The following is an 18,178-nucleotide window of genomic DNA, read 5'->3' as shown; positions in this document are numbered from 1 at the left end:
GACCGGACGGCTCCCGGTCAGCCGGCCGCCGGCAGGGCGTCGAACCGGCGCCGGAGCTGCTCTCCCCCCGCCTCCTCCTCGGCGAGGTACGCCGCGCGGTTGGCCTCGAGCACCGCCCGACCCGCCGGCTCCGAGAGCTGCCGGATCGCGGCCGCGGCGGGCACCCGGCTCCGGCCGGCCAGGTCGAAGGCGACGCCCCGGATCCGGTTCGCCAGGTCCTCGACCACGCTGGGCGCCGACTCCACCAGCAGCTGCCCGTCCCGCCAGGGGTACTGCGGGGTCCGGGCGAGCCCGGTCTGCTCGATCCGCCAGATCAGCGGCGTGACCCAGCCGTCCCGGAGCTCGGGCCGCACCGTCACCAGCAGGTAGACCCGCCCGTGGTCGCCGCCGTACCCCGCGAACCCGGTGCACGGGGTGACCGTGCCGTCGGCCGCGCTCACCCCGCCCTCGTACGCGCCGCACTCGGCGCAGCGCACCAGCCGGCCGGCCGACTCGTACCCGAAGGCGTGGCCCCCGAGCTCGCGGAGTGCACGGGCCGGGTGGGCGGTGGTGGTGGGCTGCGTCATCGGCACGGTCGGCTCCTGGTCGGCGGTGGATCCTTCCGGGCCCGACCGGTGGCTCCCACCACCCGGCCCGTACCCCTCGAGTCGACCACCTGCCCGCCCCACCGGCCAGGAGCTTCCACCGGCAGAACTGCCCTCGCACGCACTTCTGCCGGTCGGTCGCCGGCCCGGAACGGGCCCCGAGCTCACGAAGAGGCGGCCGGGTCGGCCCGCACCGACCCGGCCGCCGCGCGCACCTGGCGGACACCGACAAGATCCGGCCTCGGGCGCGACGGGAGGCGGCGGGGCGCGACATCCGTCACCAGCGGCCCGGCCTACGCACACCTCGCGGTCCGGCCGACGCCTTGGGACAGCCTGTGACGGGCTTCGCTGCTCGTCCGCGGCGCCTCCCAGCGCAACGTAACCCGCCGGAGGGCCCGGGTGGCGGGGTGATCCGCAGATGACGTACCCGAACTCGTCCTCGCACCGGATCTCCCGGCCCGGCGGCCCGCCTACCGTCGGGGCAAGGACGAGTCCGCCCCGGGCTCGGCAGGCCGAGGACGGTGCCGATGAGCATGTCGACCTCCGTACCGCGCAGCGTCACCACCGTGCGGCTGCCGGTGGCTGACGACCTGTCGGTGCCGTACACCCGCACCGAGATCTGCGCCGAGGCCCGCGAGGCCGCGCGAGTGGTCCTGGAGTCCGGCTGGGTGACCAGCGGGCCGCAGACCCAGCTCTTCGAGGGCGAGTTCGCCGGGCTGGTCGGTGCCCGGCACGCCGTGGCGGTCAGCTCCGGCACGGCCGCGCTCGAACTGGTGCTGCGGGACCTCCGGCTGCCGCCGGGCGGCCTGGTGCTGGTGCCCGACCTGACCTTCTGCGGGGCCGCCCAGGCCGTGCTGCACGCGGGCCTGCGGCCGCTGCTGGTGGACGTGGAGCCCGCCACCGGGATGCCCACCGCCGCGACGGTGCGCCGGGCCGTCCGGGCCTTCGGACGGCCGGAGGCGCTGATGGCCCTGCACTACGCCGGGGCGCCGGCCCCGCTGCGCGAGCTCGGCGAGGCCGCCGGGCTGCCGCCGCACCGGGTGGTGGAGGACGCCGCGCACGCGCTCGGCACCTTCCTCGGCGGGCGGCCGGTCGGGGCGCTGAGCCGGGCCGCCTGCTTCAGCTTCGCCGCCGGGGCCACCCTGCCGATCGGTGAGGGCGGCATGATCACCACCGAGGACGACGACCTGGCCGCCGGCTGCCGGCGGGCCCGGCTGCACGGGATGTCCACCGACGACTGGCGGCGCCACCAGCCCGGCGGCGCCTGGCAGTACGCCGTCGAGGAGCCCGGCCTCAAGGCCAACCTCACCGACCTCCAGGCCGCCATCGGCCGCGCCCAGTTGCGCCACCTGGCCGGCTGGCAGCGCCGCCGCGCCGTGCTGGCCGCCCGCTACACCGCCCGGCTGAGCGGTGTCCCCGGCCTGACCACGCCCCGCCCGCCCACCGCAGGTCTGCACTCCTGGCAGCTCTACGTGCTGCGGGTCGGCCCCGAGTACCCGCTGCGGCGCAACCGCCTGGTCGCCCGGCTGGCCGAACACGGCATCGGCAGTTCGGTGCACTTCATCCCGCTGCACCGGCTCGGGTACCTCCGCCGCGCCGCGCTGCGCCCGCCCGAGGGCCTGCCCGGCGCCGACGCGCTCTTCCCCGAGCTGCTCTCGCTGCCGCTGCACCCCGGCCTCACCGAATCCCAGGTCGACCGGGTCTGCGCCGTCATCGCGGAAGCCGAAGCCGACCCCGGACCGGGGGTGCGTCCCTGAGACGGTCCGGACCGGCGCGGACCGACCGGTCTCAGCTGCTGCGCTGCTCGGTCTTGAGCCGGTTGGCCAGCGCGACGGCCTCCAGGCGGGAGTGCACACCGAGCTTGTCGAGCACGTTCTGCACGTGGGTGCGGGCGGTGTTGGTGGTCATGTCCAGGGCCCGGGCGATCTCCACCGTGCCGTCGCCCTCGGTGAGCCGCCGCAGCACCTCCAGCTCGCGGTGGGTCAGCCAGCGCAGCGAGCGCCCGCCGGGGGCGGGTCGGCCCTGCCTGGCCTCCAGGGTGAGGTTGGCCTCGACGAACAGCTCCCCGGCGGTGATCCGGCGCAGCGCCCGGTCCAGCGCCTCGACGCCCCGGTCCTTGCTCAGGTAGCCCGCCGCCCCGGCCTCGATCGCGATCTCCACCACCCCGGGGTCGGCCTCCCGGGAGAGCGCCAGGATCCGGGTGGTGGGCACCGCGCGGTGGATCGCCTCGATCACGTCCAGCGCCCGGCCGTCGCTGAGGTGCAGGTCCAGCAGGCAGGCGTCCGGCCGGTGGTGGAGCACCGCCCGCAGCAGCCCGTTCCGGGTGGTCGCCGTGGCCCGCACCCGGTAACCCCGCCCGGTGAGCGCCAGTGCCAGCGCGTCGGCGAGCAGCCGCTCCGCGTCCGCCACCACCAGCGCGAGGCCGCCCCCGCTGCGGCCGGCCCCGGCTCCGACCCCGGCGGCCGTCCGACCCGCTCCCGCTCCGTGTCCCGGCCCGGCCGGCGTCTCCACCACCTGCGACCTTCCCTTCGCTCCACCGGCGCCGCGCCGCAGCGCACCAGCGCCGTACCGCGGCCCACCGGCCTCGCGCCGCAGCCCGCCGAGCGGCGGACGGGGCCCACCGGGCGGCGGCCGGGGCCGCCCAGGCCGGGCGGGCACCCCAGGCCGAGGCCGGTCGGTGCGGCACTTGCCTCCAGGGAAACAGACGGCCCCGAGCCCGGCCACCCCGGGCGGACGGAGCGGGGTGGGCGGGCCGGCCGGGCGTGGCAGGGCGCGCCGCACCGTGGCAGCCTCGGAGACATGTCGGGCGCAGTCCGGGTGGTGGTCGCCGACCGGCGGCGCACGGTGGCCGAGGTGCTGGCCACCGGGCTCCACCAGGTCGGCCTCACCACGCACGCCGTCACCGCGCTGGCCGAGGCCCGGGCGCTGGCCGCCGCCGGGCGGGCGGATCTGGTGGTGGCCGACATCGGCCTGCTCACCGCCGGGCCCACGGCGGCCGGGCCGAGCTGGGGCCGTGACCTGCCGGTGCCGCTGGTGGTGCTGAGCGACGGCTCGCGGGATGCGGAGCTGGTCACCGCCGCCGTCCGGGCCGGCGTCCGGGGCTGGGTGCCGAAGGACAGCGCACTGCAGCACCTGCTGGTGGTGATCCGGGGCGTGCTGCGCGGCGAGACCTGGCTGCCGCCGGTGCTGCTGACCACCGTGGTGGACGAGCTGGTGGCGCTGCGCTCGGCCCAGGACGAGGGCGCCGAACGGCTGGCCACGCTGACCGCGCGCGAGCGCGAGGTGCTGGGCTGCCTCTGTGCGGGGCTCAGCCGGCCCGAGATCGGGCGGCGGCTCTTTCTCTCCACCAACACCGTGCGCACCCACGTGCAGAACATGATGCTCAAGCTGGACGTGCACTCCTCGGTCGCGGCCGTGGCGCTGGCCAACCGGGTCGGGCCGCCGCCGCTGCCGGAGCCCTGAATCCGGATCCCTGGACCGCGAGCCCGGACTCCGCCGTGATGTTGCCGCCGTGCCACGGGAGTGTTGCGGCGGGTAACCGTCAGGATTCGGTCATGTTGCGACCGGGTCACGGCCGGTCCCATCGGGGCCCACGGGACGTCCGGCAGGTGAACGGGCGGATGGGGCGGGCACGACCGACCGACCGGCGCGCACCGGCGCACCACCCCGAGCCCCACCGCCCGCCGCCTTGCCGTTCGGCCCGACACCGCGGCACCCGGCCGGTGCCATCGCCATGACGGAGCGCAGGCGACCGGGCACGGAGTGCAGCGGGGAGCGCCCCGGCGCACCCGTGGATGGATACCGGCGGCATATTCGGCCATTGCCCCGAAGTCCCTCTGGCGCCGCCGCAGCGACCGGAGCATGCTCTGCGAGGAAGAACCGCCGGGCCGGGCAGCCGACCTGACTGAGCATCAACTTCCTTTGCTTTCTTGATAGTTGACCGATCCGACCCGCTCTCAGACCAGGGAGTACCCGTTGGACGCACGGTACGAGGCGTACTCCTTCGCCGATCCGCACTACTACGACTCCCCGGTCACCTGGGGAGCCCCGGAGGAGTTCACCGAGACCGGCGAGCCCGCCCCCGAGGGCTGGGAGCGCCGTGACCGGGGCACCTGGGCCGGCCTGCACCCGGTCGGGGTCCGGTTCCCCGACCAGGGCTGGAAGATCCACGTCTCGGCCGGCCTGGCCAACGCCGAGCAGGTGCTCGCCACCGTGCACGCCTACTGCCTGCGGGAGCGGCTGCCCTTCAAGTTCCTGCGCGGCCTGCCGGTGCTGCAGCTCCAGAACGCCAAGTACGCGCCCCGCTCCGGCAGCGGCAAGTTCTGCACCCTCTACCCGCTGGACGAGGCCCAGCTCACCCGCTGCCTGGAGGAGCTCGGCACCGCCCTGGACGGCGAGCCCGGCCCGTACGTGCTCAGCGACCTGCGCTGGCGGCAGGGCCCGCTCTACCTGCGGTACGGCGCCTTCGTCGAGCGCTGGCTGCGCTCACCGAGCGGGGTGCCCGAGCTGGCCTTCGCCGATCCGGACGGCACCCTGGTGCCGGACGTCCGGGCGCCCGTCTTCGAACTCCCCGCCTGGGCCCCGGTACCCGAAGTCCTGCGCGAGACCCTGGAGTCGCGCCGCACCGCCAAGGGCACCGGTCTGCCCTACCGGGTGGAGCGGGCGCTGCACTTCTCCAACGCGGGTGGCATCTACCTGGCCCGCGACCCCGAGACCGACACCCGGCTGGTGCTCAAGGAGGCCCGGCCGTACGCCGGGCTCGACCAGCGCGGCACCGACGCGGTGGCCCGGCTGCACCACGAGGCCGAGATGCTCCGACGCCTGGACGGCGTGCCCGAGGTGCCCCGGCTGATCGCCGAACTCACTTCCTGGGAGCACGAGTTCATCGCCCAGGAGTACGTGGAGGGCGAGACCCTCAACGCCTGGCTGGCCGGCCGCTACCCGCTCGTCCACCCCGACTGCACCGAGGCCGAGGTCGCCGCCTACGCCGCCGAGGCACTGGAGCTGCTGGCCAAGGTCGAGGCCGGGCTGGCCCGGATCCACGAGCGCGGGCTCGTCTTCGGCGACCTCCACCCGCACAACCTGCTGGTCCGCCCGGACGGCCGGATCGCCTTCATCGACTTCGAACTGGCCAGCCCGGCCGACACCTTCGTCGCCCCCGCGCTCGGCGCCGCCGGCTTCGCCGTGCCCGGCCTGACCGGCCGCGAGGTGGACCTGCGGGCGCTGGCCGCCCTCCGGCTCTGGCTCTTCCTCCCGCTCCAGCAGCTGCTCGCCCACGACCCCGGCAAGGCCCGGCAGTTGACCGAGGCCGCCGCCGCCCGCTTCCCGCTGCCACCCGACTACGCCGAGACCACCCGCCGGGGCCTGGTCCAGCCCGCCGCCACTGCCGCGCCACTGCCCGAGGAGGAACACCGGCTCCTGCTCGGCCGGTTGGACGGGGTCGAACCCGACTGGCCGGGCCTGCGTGCCGCACTGGCCACCTCGATCCGGGCCTCCGCCACCCCCGACCGCACCGACCGGCTCTTCCCCGGCGACATCGCCCAGTTCGAGGTGGACGCCCTCTCGCTCGCGTACGGGGCCGCCGGGGTGCTCTACGCCCTGCACGTCACCGGCGCCGGCACCGATCCGGCCCACGCCCGCTGGCTGATCGAGGCCGAACGGCGACGGGCCCCCCGGCCCGGCCTGTACACCGGCGGCCACGGCGTCGCGTACACCCTCGATCTGCTCGGCCAGCGCGAGGAGGCCCGGGAGCTGCTCGACCGGCTGCTCGACCTCCCACTGGAGGCCCAGGGCGGCGACCTCGCGGGCGGGCTGCCCGGCACCCTGCTCACCCTGCTCCACTTCGCCCGACAGGCACCGGAGTTGCTCGACCGGGCGGAGGCCGCCGCCGAAGCGCTCACCCGGTGGCAGGACAAGCTCGCCGCCCCCGAGCAGGCCCCGCTCGGGCTGCTGCTCGGCGGCGCGGGCCAGGCCCTCGCCCTGCTGCGCACCTTCGAGGCCACCGGCCGCACCGAACTGCTCGACCGCGCCGAACAGACCCTGGCCGCCGAGCTCGACCGCTGCGTCACCGTGCCCGACGGCACCCTCCAAGTGCCCGACGGCACCAGGGTCCTGCCCTACCTCGCCGAGGGCGGCACCGGGATCGGCCTGGTGCTCGGCGAGCTGCTCCGGCACCGGCCCCACTCCCCGCTCGCCGGCCACTCGGTGGCCCTGCAACGCTCCGCCGAGACCGAATTCGTCGTGCAGCCCAGCCTGTTCAACGGACGGGCCGGCCTGCTGCTCCACCTGGACCGGCTGCGACCGCGCCCGGCGGCCGTGATCGACCGCCACCGACGGGCCCTGGCCCTGCACGCCGTCCCGCACAAGGGCGGACTCGCCTTCCCCGGTGAGCAGTTGATCCGGCTCTCCAGCGATCTGGCCACCGGCACGGCGGGCGTCCTGCTGGCCCTCGGTGCCGCGCTGGCCGGCACGCCCGGCCTGCCGTTCACCGACCCACTGCCACCCGCCGGCGATGCCGCCTGACCGGCGGCCGCCACCCCCGGGCACCCACCGGTGCCCCCACCAGCGCCCGGCATCCCGCCGGGAGTACCACCTCTGTCACCCCCGTGAGGAGAACTGTCATGGAGATCCTGGAGCTGCAGTCCCTGGAGACCCCGGTCGAGGACACCACCGCCAACGCCAGCACCCTGAGCGTGGTCAACTGCGGTGTGAGCACCGTCAGCACCATCCTCTGCCTCTGACCTCTCCGTCAGATCCCCGCACGGCCCGGGAGCACCCCGCTCCCGGGCCGTCCGGCCATGCACTCACCGGCCGTGAACCGACCAGCCACGGATTGACCGGCCGTGCACCGACCGACCGTGCACCCGACCAGCCACGGATCGACCGGCCACGGATCGACCGACCGTGACGACCCCAGACGAGGGAACGGATGCCAGCTCACTCCGCCCGTGTCCTCACTCCGCTGCTCCGGCAGAACCTCGGCCCGGCCACCCTCCTCGGGCTCGCCGTCGCCGTGAGCACCGTCGCCGGCCTGCTGCTGCCCGCCGCCCTGGCCCACGCCGTGGACGGCGCCCTGGCCGGCCGACCGGGGGCCGCCGCGCCCTTCCTCGCACTGCTCGCCCTCGGCGCCGCCGCCGACACCGTCGCCCAGTACGCCGACCCCTGGTGCGCCGCCCGGGCCACCCACCGGCTCAGCCGGCGGCTGATCGGCCGCGTGCTGGCCGTCGGCCTGCCCGCCACCTCCCGGTACCCCGTCGGCGACCTCGTCTCCCGGCTGACCACCGGTGCACCGGAGGCGGGCCTGGCTCCCTCCGGCGCCGTGCACGCCGTCGCCGAACTCCTCTCCGCCACCGGCGCGTTGATCGCGCTCGCGCTGATCGACCTGCGGCTGGCCCTGGTCCTGCTGCTCGGTGCGCCGATCGGCGCCGCCCTGGTCCGCCACTTCGTCCGCCGGGTGACCGGCAGCGCCGGCGAGTACCAGACCGCCCAGGCCGCCCTCACCGCCCGGCTGCTGGACGCCCTCGCCGGGCTGCGCACCATCCAGGCCGCCGAGCTCCAAGCCACCGAGACCGAGCGGGTGCTGGCCCCGCTGACCGACCTCGACCGGGCCGGCCGGGCGATCTGGCAGAGCCAGCGGCAGGTGCAGTGGCGGGCCGCCCTGCTCGCGCCCGCGCTCCAGATCGCCGTGCTCACCACGGCCGGGTTCGGTGTCGCCGCCGGCCGCACCACCCCAGGCCAGCTGCTCGCCGCATTGGCCTACAGCTCCCTCGCGCTCGGCCTGCTCGGCATCACCCAGCAGCTGTTCGGCCTGGCCCGCGCCCGCGCCGGGGCCACCCGCACCGCCGAGGTGCTCGCCCTCACCCCGCCGCCGCCCCGCACCCGCACCCTGCCGCCCGGGCCCGGCGAGCTCTGCTTCGAGGCGGTCACCGTCCACCGCGAAGGGACCGCCGTGCTGGACGGCCTCCGGCTCACCGTGCCCGCCGGGCTCTCCGTCGCCCTGGTCGGGCTGCCGGGCTCGGGCCGGGCCGCCCTCGCCGCCCTGGCCGGCGGCCTGGCCGAACCGGACGGCGGGCGGGTGCTGCTCGACGGCGTACCGCTGGCCGAACTGAGCCGCAGCGAGCTGGGCCGGGCCGTCAGCTACGCCTTCGCCCGCCCGGTGCTGCTCGGCCACTCCCTGGCCGAGGCACTCGCCTACACCGACCCACCGTGGCCCGGCCCGGCCGCCGTCCGTTCGGCGGCCCGACAGGCCCAGGCCGACGGGTTCATCCGCCGCCTGCCCGAGGGGTACGCGACCCCGGTCGCGCGGGCACCGCTCTCCGGCGGCGAGGAGCAACGCCTCGGCCTGGCCCGGGCCCTGGCCCACGGCGGCCGCCTGCTGATCCTGGACGACGCCACCTCCAGCCTCGACACCGCCACCGAGGCCGAGATCACCGAGGCCCTGACCGCCACCCCGCACGGCCCCACCCGCCTCCTGATCGCCCGCCGCCCCGCCACCGCCGCCACCGCCGACCTGGTCGCCTGGCTCCACCACGGCCGCCTCCACGCCCTGGCCCCCCACCAGACCCTCTGGCCCGACCCCACCTACCGCGCCCTCTTCACCGACCACCCGACCCCGGCGGAGCCCCGGTGAAGCCCGCCCCGGCCTGCCACGCCCTCCTCACCGACCACCCGACGACCCCGGCGGAGCCCCATTGAAGCCCCACCGTCCCAGCACCACGGCTGCCGGCACCACGGCCCCCGGCCCACCCGCGCTCGACGGCCCACCTGCGCTCGACAGCCCGTCCGAGGACACCGCCCGTAAGGCCCCCGTCCTTGGTCCCCCGCCCGCCCAACGCCCCCGCCACCCCGGTCGGCGCCTGCTGCTCGACCTGCTCCGGCCGCACCGGGCGCCCCTCACCCGCCTCGCCGCCTGGACCGTCATCGAGCTCCTCCCGGCCGCCTTCTCCGGCCGGCTGCTCGCCGGGGCGCTCGACCAGGGCTTCCTCGCCGGCCGCCCGCTCGCCGGCTGCCTCCGGCTGCTGGCCTTCGGCCTGCTGAGCATCGTCGCCGCCTACGGCTCCCGTCAGGTCTACCCGCAGCTCGCCGATGTGGTGGAGCCGGCCCGGCACGCACTCACCCGCCGCGTGGTCACCGCCGAGCTGCACCGGCCCGCCGACCGGGCCCGCCGGCCCGATCCGGCCGCCGTGGCCCGGCTGACCCGGCAGGTGGAGGCCGTCCGGGATTCGCTCGCCGGCCAGCTGCTGATCATCCGTCAGTTCGCCGTCACCCTGGTCTTCGTCCTGCTCGGCGCCGCCTCCCTCAGCCCCCGCCTGCTCCCTCTGATCGGCGGCCCGCTCGCCCTCGCCCTGCTCGCCTTCCTGCTCCTGCTCCCCCGCCTCACCGCGCGCCAGCGCGAAGTCCTCACCGCCGAGGAGGAGTTCACCCGCCTGGCCACCACCACCTTCGGCGGCCTCCGGGACGTGCTGGCCTGCGGCGCCACCACCCGCGCCGAAGCCGAACTGGCCGAAGCGCTCGACGCACTGACCGAGGCCCGCCGCCGCGCCGCCGCCTTCGGCGCGCTGCGCCGCCTCACCGTCGCGGTCGGCGCCCACCTGCCCGCCGCCCTGATCCTGCTGACCGCCCCCGCACTGGTGCGCCAGCACAGCCTCACCCCGGGCGAGGTGGTCGGCGCGCTCGGCTACCTCACCGTCAGCCTGGAGCCCGCGCTGCACGTGCTGGTCCAGGGCCTCGGCGCCTCCGGCCTGCGCCTGGCCGTCACCGCCGAACGCCTGGCCACCACCACCGAGTCGGCCCTACCGGCCCCGGCGCCGCCACGCACCCACGGCCCGGTCGCCCTGCGCGCAGTCACCTTCCGCTACGCCCCCGGCGCCGACCCGGTGCTCGACGGGCTCAGCCTCACCCTCGGCCCGTCCGAACACCTCGCCGTGGTGGGCCCCAGCGGGGTCGGCAAGTCCACCCTCGCCGATCTGCTGGCCGGGCTGGCCGCGCCCGAGAGCGGTGTCGTCCGCCCCGGCCGCACCGCCACCCCGGCCGCCGACCGGGTGCTCATCCCGCAGGAGGCCTACGTCTTCGCGGGGACGCTGCGCGCCAACCTCGCCCTGCTCGCCCCCACCGCACCCGACCGCCGACTGCACGAGGTGGGGCGGCTGTTCGGCCTGGAGAAGCTGCTCGCCGAGGGGCTCTCCAGCCACCTCGACCCGATGAGGCTCAGCCCGGCCGAGCGCCAACTCCTCACCCTGGCGCGCAGCTACCTCTCCCCCGCCCCGCTGGCGATCCTGGACGAGGCGACCAGCCTGCTCGACCCGGCGGCCGAGGCGCGGGCGGAGGAGGCGTTCCGGGCCCGGCCGGGGCCGCTGGTGGTGATCGCCCACCGGATCGCCTCCGCCCGGCGGGCCGACCGGGTGCTGCTGCTGGACCGGACCGGACCAGCCCTGGGCAGCCACGAGCAGCTGCTCCGCGACTGCCCGGGCTACGCCCGCCTGGTGGACGCCGGGACCGCTGGGGCTTCTCTTACGGATCACGTCGGATCAGCGGGCGTCGTTGGGGTGCGTGCATCGGCGGTGCCGAGGAGGGAGTCCATGCGGAGCATCGGCGACCGACGAGAAGCCGTCGAGGTGCGTGCCCCGGCGGCGGACGCCCGGCGTGATCCGTAAGAGAAGCCCTAGGGCACGTATCGGGTTGTGATCACTTTGTGGGTTTCGCCCTCGCGCTCGTGCCTGATCCGGTAGATCGTGTTGTGTGACGCGTGTGCAACTGACCGATGCCGAGTGGGAGTTCATCGAGCCGTACCTGCCGATCGGCGAGTACGGCCCGTACCCCGAGCGGCTGCGCCGCCAGTTCGAGGGCGTGATCTGGCGGTTTCGGACGGGCGGCCAGTGGCGGGAGATGCCGAGCGAGTTCGGCGCCTGGTCGACCGTCCACAACCGCTTCCGGCAGTGGAGGGACGCCAGGGTGTTCGAGGCCCTGCTGGAGGGCGCGATCACGGAAGCCGCCAGACGGGGCGAGGTGGACCTCTCGCTGGTCAGCGTGGATTCCACCACCATCCGGGCCCACCACGACGCCGCCGGGATGCACCTTGACCCCGACACGCTCGCCGACCTGGAGAAGGCCGCCGAGGAGGCGGAGAAGGCCCGGCAAAAAGGGGCGGCCCGCAGGGACAAGACGGACAGGACACCGCACACGACCCGGAACGGGACGAGCTCCGACGCGTCCGACGCAGGCGAAGGCTCCGCCTGAAGGCCGCCCTGCTCGGACGCTCCAGAGGCGGACAGACCAGCAAGGTCCACGTCGCCGGCGAGCGCAGGTGCCGCCCGCTGGCGTTCATTCTGACCGAGGGGCAGGCCGCCGACAGCCCGCAGTTCATCCCCGTCCTGGAGAAGGTGCGGGTCCGCGGGCCCGTCGGCCGCCCCCGCACCCGGCCCGACGCGGTCGCCGGGGACAAGGCCTACTCCTCCCGCGCCAACCGCGCCCACCTGCGCGGTCGCCGTATCAAGGCGGTCATCCCCGAGAAGAAGGACCAGGCCGCCAACCGGAAGAAGAAAGGCAGCAAGGGCGGCCGGCCCGTCAGCCACGACACCGACCTCTACAGGGAGCGGAACACCGTCGAGCGCCTGATCAACAAGCTGAAGGCCTGGCGAGGCATCGCCACGCGATACGACAAGACCCCCGGCAGCTACCTCGCCGGCCTCCACCTCCGCGGCGCGATGATCTGGATCAAAGACCTCACCAAAACCGCCCCGTGATCACAACCGAATACGTGCCCTAGGCTGATCGGCCGCTCCGGTGCGCCCGGATCAGCTCCGCGTACCGGTGGCCGCTGGCCTTGACCGTCCGCCGCTGGGTCGGGTAGTCCACGTGCACCAGGCCGAACCGCTTGGCGTAGCCGTACGCCCACTCGAAGTTGTCCAGCAGCGACCAGGCGAAGTACCCGGCCAGCGGGGCGCCTTGGGCCACCGCGCGGGCGCAGGCGGCCAGGTGCAGCTCCAGGTAGGCGGTGCGCTCCGGGTCCTGCACGCTGCCGTCGGCGGCCGGGGTGTCCTCGTAGGCGGAGCCGTTCTCGGTCACGTAGATCCGCCGGGCGCCGTACTCGTGGGTGAGCCGGAGCAGCAGCTGCTCCAGGCCCGGGGCGTGCACCTCCCAGGGCATCGCGGTGAACTCTGGCCCGGGGCCGGTCACTTGGCGGGCGTACGGCGCCGGGCCGGTCGGGTCGTCGGTGACGATCTGGCGGAAGTAGTAGTTCAGGCCGAGCCAGTCCAGCGGTGCGGCGATGGTGGCCAGGTCGGCATCCTTCAACGGGATTTCCACGCCGTAGAGTTCGACCATGTCCGCCGGGTAGCCCCGGCCGAGCACCGGGTCGAGCCACCAGCGGTTGACGTGGCCGTCGGCGCGGCGGGCGGCGGCCAGATCGGCCTCGCTGTCGCCGGCCGGCTCGATGGTGCTGAGGTTGTTGACGATGCCGAGCTGGGCGCCGGGCACGGTGGCGCGCAGGGCCTGAACGGCCAGGCCGTGGGCCAGGTGGAGGTGGCAGGAGGCGCGGACGGCGGCGGTCAGGTCGGTGAGGCCGGGGGCCATCGCGCCGTCCAGGTGGCCGATCCAGGCCGAGCAGAGCGGCTCGTTGAGGGTGGCCCAGTGGGTGACCCGGTCGCCGAGGCGCTCGCCCACCACGGCGGCGTACTCGCCGAACCGCTCGGCGGTGGAGCGTTCGGGCCAGCCGCCGCGGTCCTGCTGGGCCTGCGGGAGGTCCCAGTGGTAGAGGGTCGGGAAGGGGGTGATCCCGGCGGCCAGCAGGCCGTCCACCAGGCGGTCGTAGAAGTCGAGACCGGCGGGGTTGACCCTGCCGTCGGCCTGCGGCACCACCCGGGGCCAGGCGATCGAGAACCGGTAGGAGTCCAGGCCGAGTCGCCCCATCAGGGCGAGGTCCTCGGGCCAGCGGTGGTAGTGGTCGCAGGCCACGTCCCCGGTGTCACCGGCGGCGACCTTGCCGGGGGTGTGGGAGAAGGTGTCCCAGATCGAGGGGGCCCGGCCGTCCTCGGTGGCGGCGCCCTCGATCTGGTAGGCGGCGGTCGCGGCACCCCAGCGGAAGCCGGCGGGGAGGTCACTCAGGAAGTCCACTGTTTGCCTTCCGGGAAAGCGGGTCGAGGTCATTTGACGGCACCGGTGGTCAGCCCGGCGACCAAGTAGCGCTGCAGCAGCAGGAATCCGGCCACCACCGGCACGCTCACCACCAGCGAGGCGGCCATCACCTGGTTCCAGTACACGTCGGTCTGGGTGGCGTAGCCCTGGAGACCGACCGCGAGGGTGCGGGTGGTGTCGTTGGTGAGCACCGAGGCGAAGAGCACCTCGCCCCAGGCGGTCATGAAGGCGTACACGGCCACCGCGACGATGCCCGGGATCGCGGCAGGCACCACCACTCGCAGCAGGGTGCGCACCGGGCCGCAGCCGTCCACCGCCGCCGCCTCGTCCAAGTCCCTTGGGATGCCGTCGAAGTAGCCGACCAGCAGCCAGATCGAGAACGGCAGTGAGAAGGTCAGGTAGGTGAGGACCAGCCCGCCCCGGCTGCCGTAGAGCGGCAGGCCGGTGGAGTTGCCGATGTCGACCAGGAGCAGGAAGAGCGGCAGCAGGAAGAGGATGCCGGGGAACATCTGGGTGGCCAGCACCGTGACGGTGAAGGCCCGTCGGCCGCGGAAGCGGTACCGGCTCACCGCGTAGGCCGCGAGCACCGCGACCAGCACCGAGACCACGGTCGAACCGGCGCTCACCAGCGCCGAGTTGACCAGGTAGCGGCCGAGTGGCACGGTGCGCCAGATGTCCAGGTAGGGGCGGACGGTGAGGGTGCTGGGGATCCAGCGGAACGGCCCCTGCACGTCGCGCAGCGGCTTCAGCGAGGAGCTGAGCATCACCAGCACCGGGGTGAGGGCGAAGGCCGTGAGCAGGGTCAGCACGATCCGCCGGGTCCAGCGGAAGGAGGCGGGCGGCTTGGTCATCGGCGGCTCCTCCGCTCGGGCAGCGTGGTGGCGAAGAGGTAGACCGCCGTCACCAGCAGCAGGAAGAGCAGCAGCAGGACGGACATCGCCGAGCCGGCGCCGAAGTTCCAGGTGACGAAGGAGGCTTGGTAGATGTGCACCGAGATCAGGTCGGCCGCCACCGGGGCGGCGCGGCCGAACAGCACGAACGGGGTGGTGAAGTCGTTGAAGGTCCAGAGGAAGAGCACCAGCACCAGCACCTGGTTGACCGGCCGGAGCGAGGGCAGGGTGATCCTGCGGATCTGCTGCCAGATGCCCGCGCCGTCCAGGGCAGCGGCCTCGTACAGCTCGCGCGGGATGTTCTGCAGGCCGGCGGTCAGGGTGAGGAAGGCGAACGGCCAGGAGCGCCAGACCGAGACGGTGAGCAGCGCGGTGAAGCTGTTGTCCCCGATCAGCCAGAACGGGCGCCCGGAGGTGAGGTGCAGCTGGTCGTGGAGCAGGTGGTTCACCAGGCCGGTGTCGCGCTGGAACATGAACGACCAGGTGATCACGGCCGCGTAGACCGGCAGCGCGTACGGCACCAGGAAGAGCGCCCGGAGCAGGCCGCGCCCCCGGAAGGCGTCCTGGGTGAGCACCGCGGCCGCCGTGCCGATCAGCCAGGAGAGGCCGACCGAGAGCAGGGTGAAGCCGCAGGTGACCCAGAAGGAGTGCAGCAGGGCCTTGCCGACGGGTGCGTTGAAGTCCACCGCGGTACGGAAGTTGGCGAGCCCGGCCCAGGGCGCGGCGGTCCAGTCGCGGATGAAGAACTGGGTGAGGCGCCGCAGGCTCATCAGCACGCCGGTGACCATCGGCAGCAGGTGGATGAGCAGTTCGAGCAGGAGCGCGGGCAGGAGCAGCAGGTACGGGGTGGCGCGGCGGCGGGCCCGGGCCGAGGGGAGGCGCATCTCAGCTGGCCGGCATCTGCTGCTGGGCCTTGGCCAGTTCGGCCTTGACGGTGGCCTCGGTGACCGGCTGGCCGGCGGCGGCCGCCGCGAACAGGTTCTTCACGGCGGTGCCGACCAGGGTCTCGAACTGGCTCTCGGCGGCCACCTGCGGCAGGGGCCGGGCGCGGTGCGCGAGCACCTCCGAGAGGGTCTTCAACTCGGGGGTGGCGAAGGCCGGATCTCCCTGGGCGTCGCTGACCGGCGGGATGGAGCCGTAGCTCTTGTTGAGCTGGGTCTGCTCGGCGGCACTGGTCATGAACTGCACGAACTTCAGCGCGCCGTCCTTGTTGTGGGTGTTCTTGAAGACGGCGAGGTTGATCCCGGCCACCATCGAGCTGGTCTGCGCGGCCCCGGTGGCCCCGGCGGGGGCGGGCACCGGGGCGACGCCGTAGTCCTCCGCGGCCATGCCGTGCGACTTGAGGTTGGCGCCGGCCGCCTGCCACATCAGCATCGCGGCCTTGCCACTGGCGAAGTCGGTGACGGACTGGTTGTTGGCGTACTCGGCGTTGCCCGGGGCGGCGATCCTGTCGCCGGCGATCAGGTCCACGTAGGTCTTCACGGCGGTGACGGCGGCCGGGCTGTCGAACTGCGGCCTGCCAGAGGCGTCGAAGAACTCGGCGCCGTGCTGCTGCCCGAGGGTGAAGGCGTGGTGGACGTTCTCCGAGACGTTGCCGCCCTCCACCGCGATGCCGTAGTGCCCGCCGGTGGTGAGCTTCTTGCCGTCGGCGACCAGCTCCTCCCAGGTGGCCGGCGGGTGGTCCAGGCCGGCGGCCTGGAAGAGCTTCTTGTTGTAGTAGAGGCCGTAGGCCATCGAGTAGAGCGGCACCGCGGCCGGGTCCTGGCCGGCCGCACCGGCCGAGGCGAGGGTGGCGGGCAGGAAGCGGTCCTTGCCGCCGATCCTGCCGAAGGCGTCCGCGTCGAAGGGCAGCAGAGCGCCGGTGGCCTGGAGCGAGGCCGACCAGGTGTTGCCGATGTTGAGCACGTCCGGGCCCTGGCCGGAGGCGGTGGCGGCGAGGATCCGGTTGAGCAGGTCGGACCACGGGATGACTTCGAGGGAGACCTTGATGCCGGTCTGCTGCTCGAACTTCTTCAGCTCGGGCTCCAGCACCTGCTTGTCGTTCTCGAGGCTGGTGCCCTGGTTGGAGGCCCAGTAGGTGAGCGTGGTGGGGCTGCCGGAGGCGGAGCCCGAGGTGCCGCCGCCGCAGCCCGTGGCGGCCAGGGCCAGGGCGGCGGTGAGGGCGGTGGCGGCGAGGGGGTGAACGGTACGGCTGGCGCGCATGGCCGGGCCTCTCTGTGACTGGACGGCGTGGCGGGGACGACTGTCGAGCTCAGGGGCTTACTTCACGGCGTGATCTAACTGGGCCGAAATGGTGGCGTCAAGAGTTCACGCAGCGATAGATTCGAGCCAGGAGGGATGACCCATGACAGCACCGGGCAAGCAGACCGTGCGTGACCTGCGCCGGGGCAGCAGAGCGATCCTGCTGCGCCGGGTGTACTTCGACGGGCCGATCAGCCGCCAGGAGCTCGGCCCGGCCACCGGGCTCAGCGCGGGCTCGATCAGCAACGTCACCGCCGAGCTGCTCGCCGACGGGCTGCTGGAGGAGTGCGGCTCCGTCGAGTCCGAGGGCGGCCGGCCGCGCATCCTGCTCCGGGTGCCGCCCGGAGCGGCCCACCTGATCGGGGTGGACGTGGGCGAGACCCAGGTGCGGGTCGCCCTCTTCGACCTCGCGCTGACCGAACTGGCCGCCAGCGACCACCCGTTGACCGACTGCGGGCACGACGTGGCGCACGTGGTCGAGCTGGTGCTCGGCGGGGTGGCCGAGGTGCTGCACCGCACCGGGGCCGACCCGGCCAGCGTGCTCGGGGTCGGGGTCGGGGTGCCCGGCATCGTCGAGCAGGGTGCCCCGGTCGACGACGGCCTCGGGATCACCGTGCACAGCCAGACCATCGGCTGGGACGCCGTGCCGCTCGGCAAGCTGCTCCGGGCCGGCACCGCGCTGCCGCTCTACGTGGACAACGGCGCCAAGACGCTCGGGCAGGCCGAGATGTGGTACGGCGCCGGGCGCGGCGCCCGGCACGCCGTGATCGCGCTCTTCGGCTCCGGCGTGGGGGCCTGCGTGATCGTGGACGGCGCCCGCTTCCGGGGCGCCACCAGCAGCGCGGGCGAGTGGGGCCACACCCGGGTGCACGTGGGCGGGCGGCGCTGCCGCTGCGGCTCGCGCGGCTGCCTGGAGGCCTACGTCGGCGCCGAGGCCCTGCTGGAGCGCTGGGGCCGCGCCCCCGCCGGGGCCAGCGAGAAGGCGGGCCTGGCCGCCCTGCTCGCCGCCGCCGAGGCGGGCGACCCGGCCACCGGCGAGCTGCTGGACGAGGCCGCCGAGTACTTCGGCTCCGCCATCGCCGACCTGGTCAACCTCTTCAACCCCGAGCGGATCGTGATCGGCGGCTGGGCCGGCCTGCTGCTCGGGCCCCGCCTGCTGCCCGGCATCCGCCGCGCCGCCGCCGACTACGCCCTGCACTTCCCGCACGCCCAGACCACCATCACCCTCGGCACCCTCGGCCCCGACGCGGTCACCGTCGGCGCCGCCACCCTCCCCCTCTCCCACTTCCTCGACTCCGGCGGCGACCCCCGCCCGCGCTGATCCCTGCGCCG

The 18,178-nt window shown here is 74.6% G+C and carries 13 protein-coding genes and 1 pseudogene; 8 read left to right on the top strand and 6 right to left on the bottom strand.

Going from position 1 to position 18,178, the window contains the following annotated elements:
• Positions 1 to 17: 17 nt before the first annotated feature.
• Entirely contained in the window at positions 18 to 566 is a 549-nt protein-coding gene (locus tag CFP65_RS40290) for a hypothetical protein (protein WP_217368202.1), read from the bottom strand.
• 545 nt (positions 567 to 1,111) lie between these two features.
• Between CFP65_RS40290 and CFP65_RS30015 the strand changes: the two genes are divergently transcribed.
• Positions 1,112 to 2,341, top strand: coding sequence for a DegT/DnrJ/EryC1/StrS aminotransferase family protein (locus CFP65_RS30015; protein WP_104819124.1), 1,230 nt, complete (start codon positions 1,112 to 1,114; stop codon positions 2,339 to 2,341).
• 31 nt (positions 2,342 to 2,372) lie between these two features.
• Here CFP65_RS30015 and CFP65_RS30010 read toward each other — a convergent pair whose 3' ends face one another.
• On the bottom strand, positions 2,373 to 3,098 hold the full coding sequence (locus CFP65_RS30010; RefSeq protein ID WP_158702429.1) for a response regulator transcription factor: 726 nt from the start codon (positions 3,096 to 3,098) through the stop codon (positions 2,373 to 2,375).
• 285 nt (positions 3,099 to 3,383) lie between these two features.
• On the opposite strand from CFP65_RS30010, the gene CFP65_RS30005 reads away from it, so the two are divergent.
• The 6 genes and pseudogenes from CFP65_RS30005 to CFP65_RS29980 all read left to right on the top strand — a co-directional run bounded on the left by CFP65_RS30005 (position 3,384) and on the right by CFP65_RS29980 (position 12,325).
• Positions 3,384 to 4,046, top strand: a complete 663-nt coding sequence (locus tag CFP65_RS30005; protein WP_104819122.1) for a response regulator transcription factor — start codon at positions 3,384 to 3,386, stop codon at positions 4,044 to 4,046.
• Between the two features lie 513 nt (positions 4,047 to 4,559).
• Positions 4,560 to 7,106: a class III lanthionine synthetase LanKC gene (lanKC, locus tag CFP65_RS30000; protein WP_104819121.1), complete on the top strand. Its 2,547-nt coding sequence runs from the start codon at positions 4,560 to 4,562 to the stop codon at positions 7,104 to 7,106.
• A gap of 98 nt (positions 7,107 to 7,204) precedes the next feature.
• Positions 7,205 to 7,324 carry a SapB/AmfS family lanthipeptide gene (locus CFP65_RS29995; protein ID WP_104819120.1) on the top strand — a complete coding sequence of 40 codons (120 nt, stop codon included), beginning with the start codon at positions 7,205 to 7,207 and terminating at the stop codon, positions 7,322 to 7,324.
• A 188-nt stretch (positions 7,325 to 7,512) separates the two neighbouring features.
• Positions 7,513 to 9,213, top strand: a complete 1,701-nt coding sequence (locus CFP65_RS29990) for an ABC transporter ATP-binding protein (protein WP_104819119.1) — start codon at positions 7,513 to 7,515, stop codon at positions 9,211 to 9,213.
• Positions 9,214 to 9,274: 61 nt separating this feature from the next.
• Positions 9,275 to 11,236 carry an ABC transporter ATP-binding protein gene (locus CFP65_RS29985; RefSeq protein ID WP_104819118.1) on the top strand — a complete coding sequence of 654 codons (1,962 nt, stop codon included), beginning with the start codon at positions 9,275 to 9,277 and terminating at the stop codon, positions 11,234 to 11,236.
• 85 nt (positions 11,237 to 11,321) lie between these two features.
• Positions 11,322 to 12,325: pseudogene (locus tag CFP65_RS29980) on the top strand (IS5 family transposase).
• Positions 12,326 to 12,344: 19 nt separating this feature from the next.
• Here CFP65_RS29980 and CFP65_RS29975 read toward each other — a convergent pair.
• From CFP65_RS29975 to CFP65_RS29960, 4 genes are read right to left on the bottom strand one after another with little or no spacing between them, the layout of a single operon-like run.
• Positions 12,345 to 13,727 carry a GH1 family beta-glucosidase gene (locus CFP65_RS29975; protein WP_371682479.1) on the bottom strand — a complete coding sequence of 461 codons (1,383 nt, stop codon included), beginning with the start codon at positions 13,725 to 13,727 and terminating at the stop codon, positions 12,345 to 12,347.
• On the bottom strand, positions 13,724 to 14,566 hold the full coding sequence (locus tag CFP65_RS29970) for a carbohydrate ABC transporter permease (protein WP_104819116.1): 843 nt from the start codon (positions 14,564 to 14,566) through the stop codon (positions 13,724 to 13,726). Before CFP65_RS29970 ends, CFP65_RS29975 begins: the two co-directional genes overlap by 4 nt.
• Positions 14,563 to 15,489, bottom strand: coding sequence for a carbohydrate ABC transporter permease (locus CFP65_RS29965; RefSeq protein ID WP_104819115.1), 927 nt, complete (start codon positions 15,487 to 15,489; stop codon positions 14,563 to 14,565). Before CFP65_RS29965 ends, CFP65_RS29970 begins: the two co-directional genes overlap by 4 nt.
• A 1-nt stretch (position 15,490) precedes the next feature.
• Complete coding sequence (locus CFP65_RS29960) at positions 15,491 to 16,807, bottom strand: sugar ABC transporter substrate-binding protein (RefSeq protein WP_104819114.1); 1,317 nt, start codon at positions 16,805 to 16,807, stop codon at positions 15,491 to 15,493.
• 142 nt (positions 16,808 to 16,949) lie between these two features.
• Here CFP65_RS29960 and CFP65_RS29955 point away from each other — a divergent pair, with 142 nt between their 5' ends.
• Positions 16,950 to 18,167, top strand: a complete 1,218-nt coding sequence (locus CFP65_RS29955; protein WP_104819113.1) for an ROK family protein — start codon at positions 16,950 to 16,952, stop codon at positions 18,165 to 18,167.
• The last annotated feature ends 11 nt before the right edge of the window (positions 18,168 to 18,178 follow it).

The sequence above is a fragment of the Kitasatospora sp. MMS16-BH015 genome (assembly GCF_002943525.1).
Classification (GTDB): Bacteria; Actinomycetota; Actinomycetes; order Streptomycetales; family Streptomycetaceae; genus Kitasatospora.
The sequence above is the reverse complement of the archived record's forward strand: the minus strand, read 5'-3'. Positions and strand labels throughout refer to the sequence as shown.

Bases quoted from the DNA above. Each gene is read 5' to 3' on its own strand.
- CFP65_RS40290 (WP_217368202.1), bottom strand. From the start codon at position 566: ATGACGCAGCCCACCACCACCGCCCACCCGGCCCGTGCACTCCGCGAG.
- CFP65_RS29995 (WP_104819120.1), top strand. From the start codon at position 7,205: ATGGAGATCCTGGAGCTGCAGTCCCTGGAGACCCCGGTCGAGGACACC.
- CFP65_RS29965 (WP_104819115.1), bottom strand. From the start codon at position 15,489: ATGCGCCTCCCCTCGGCCCGGGCCCGCCGCCGCGCCACCCCGTACCTG.
- CFP65_RS29990 (WP_104819119.1), top strand. From the start codon at position 7,513: ATGCCAGCTCACTCCGCCCGTGTCCTCACTCCGCTGCTCCGGCAGAAC.
- CFP65_RS30015 (WP_104819124.1), top strand. From the start codon at position 1,112: ATGAGCATGTCGACCTCCGTACCGCGCAGCGTCACCACCGTGCGGCTG.
- CFP65_RS29960 (WP_104819114.1), bottom strand. From the start codon at position 16,807: ATGCGCGCCAGCCGTACCGTTCACCCCCTCGCCGCCACCGCCCTCACC.
- CFP65_RS29970 (WP_104819116.1), bottom strand. From the start codon at position 14,566: ATGACCAAGCCGCCCGCCTCCTTCCGCTGGACCCGGCGGATCGTGCTG.
- CFP65_RS29955 (WP_104819113.1), top strand. From the start codon at position 16,950: ATGACAGCACCGGGCAAGCAGACCGTGCGTGACCTGCGCCGGGGCAGC.
- CFP65_RS30005 (WP_104819122.1), top strand. From the start codon at position 3,384: ATGTCGGGCGCAGTCCGGGTGGTGGTCGCCGACCGGCGGCGCACGGTG.
- CFP65_RS29975 (WP_371682479.1), bottom strand. From the start codon at position 13,727: ATGACCTCGACCCGCTTTCCCGGAAGGCAAACAGTGGACTTCCTGAGT.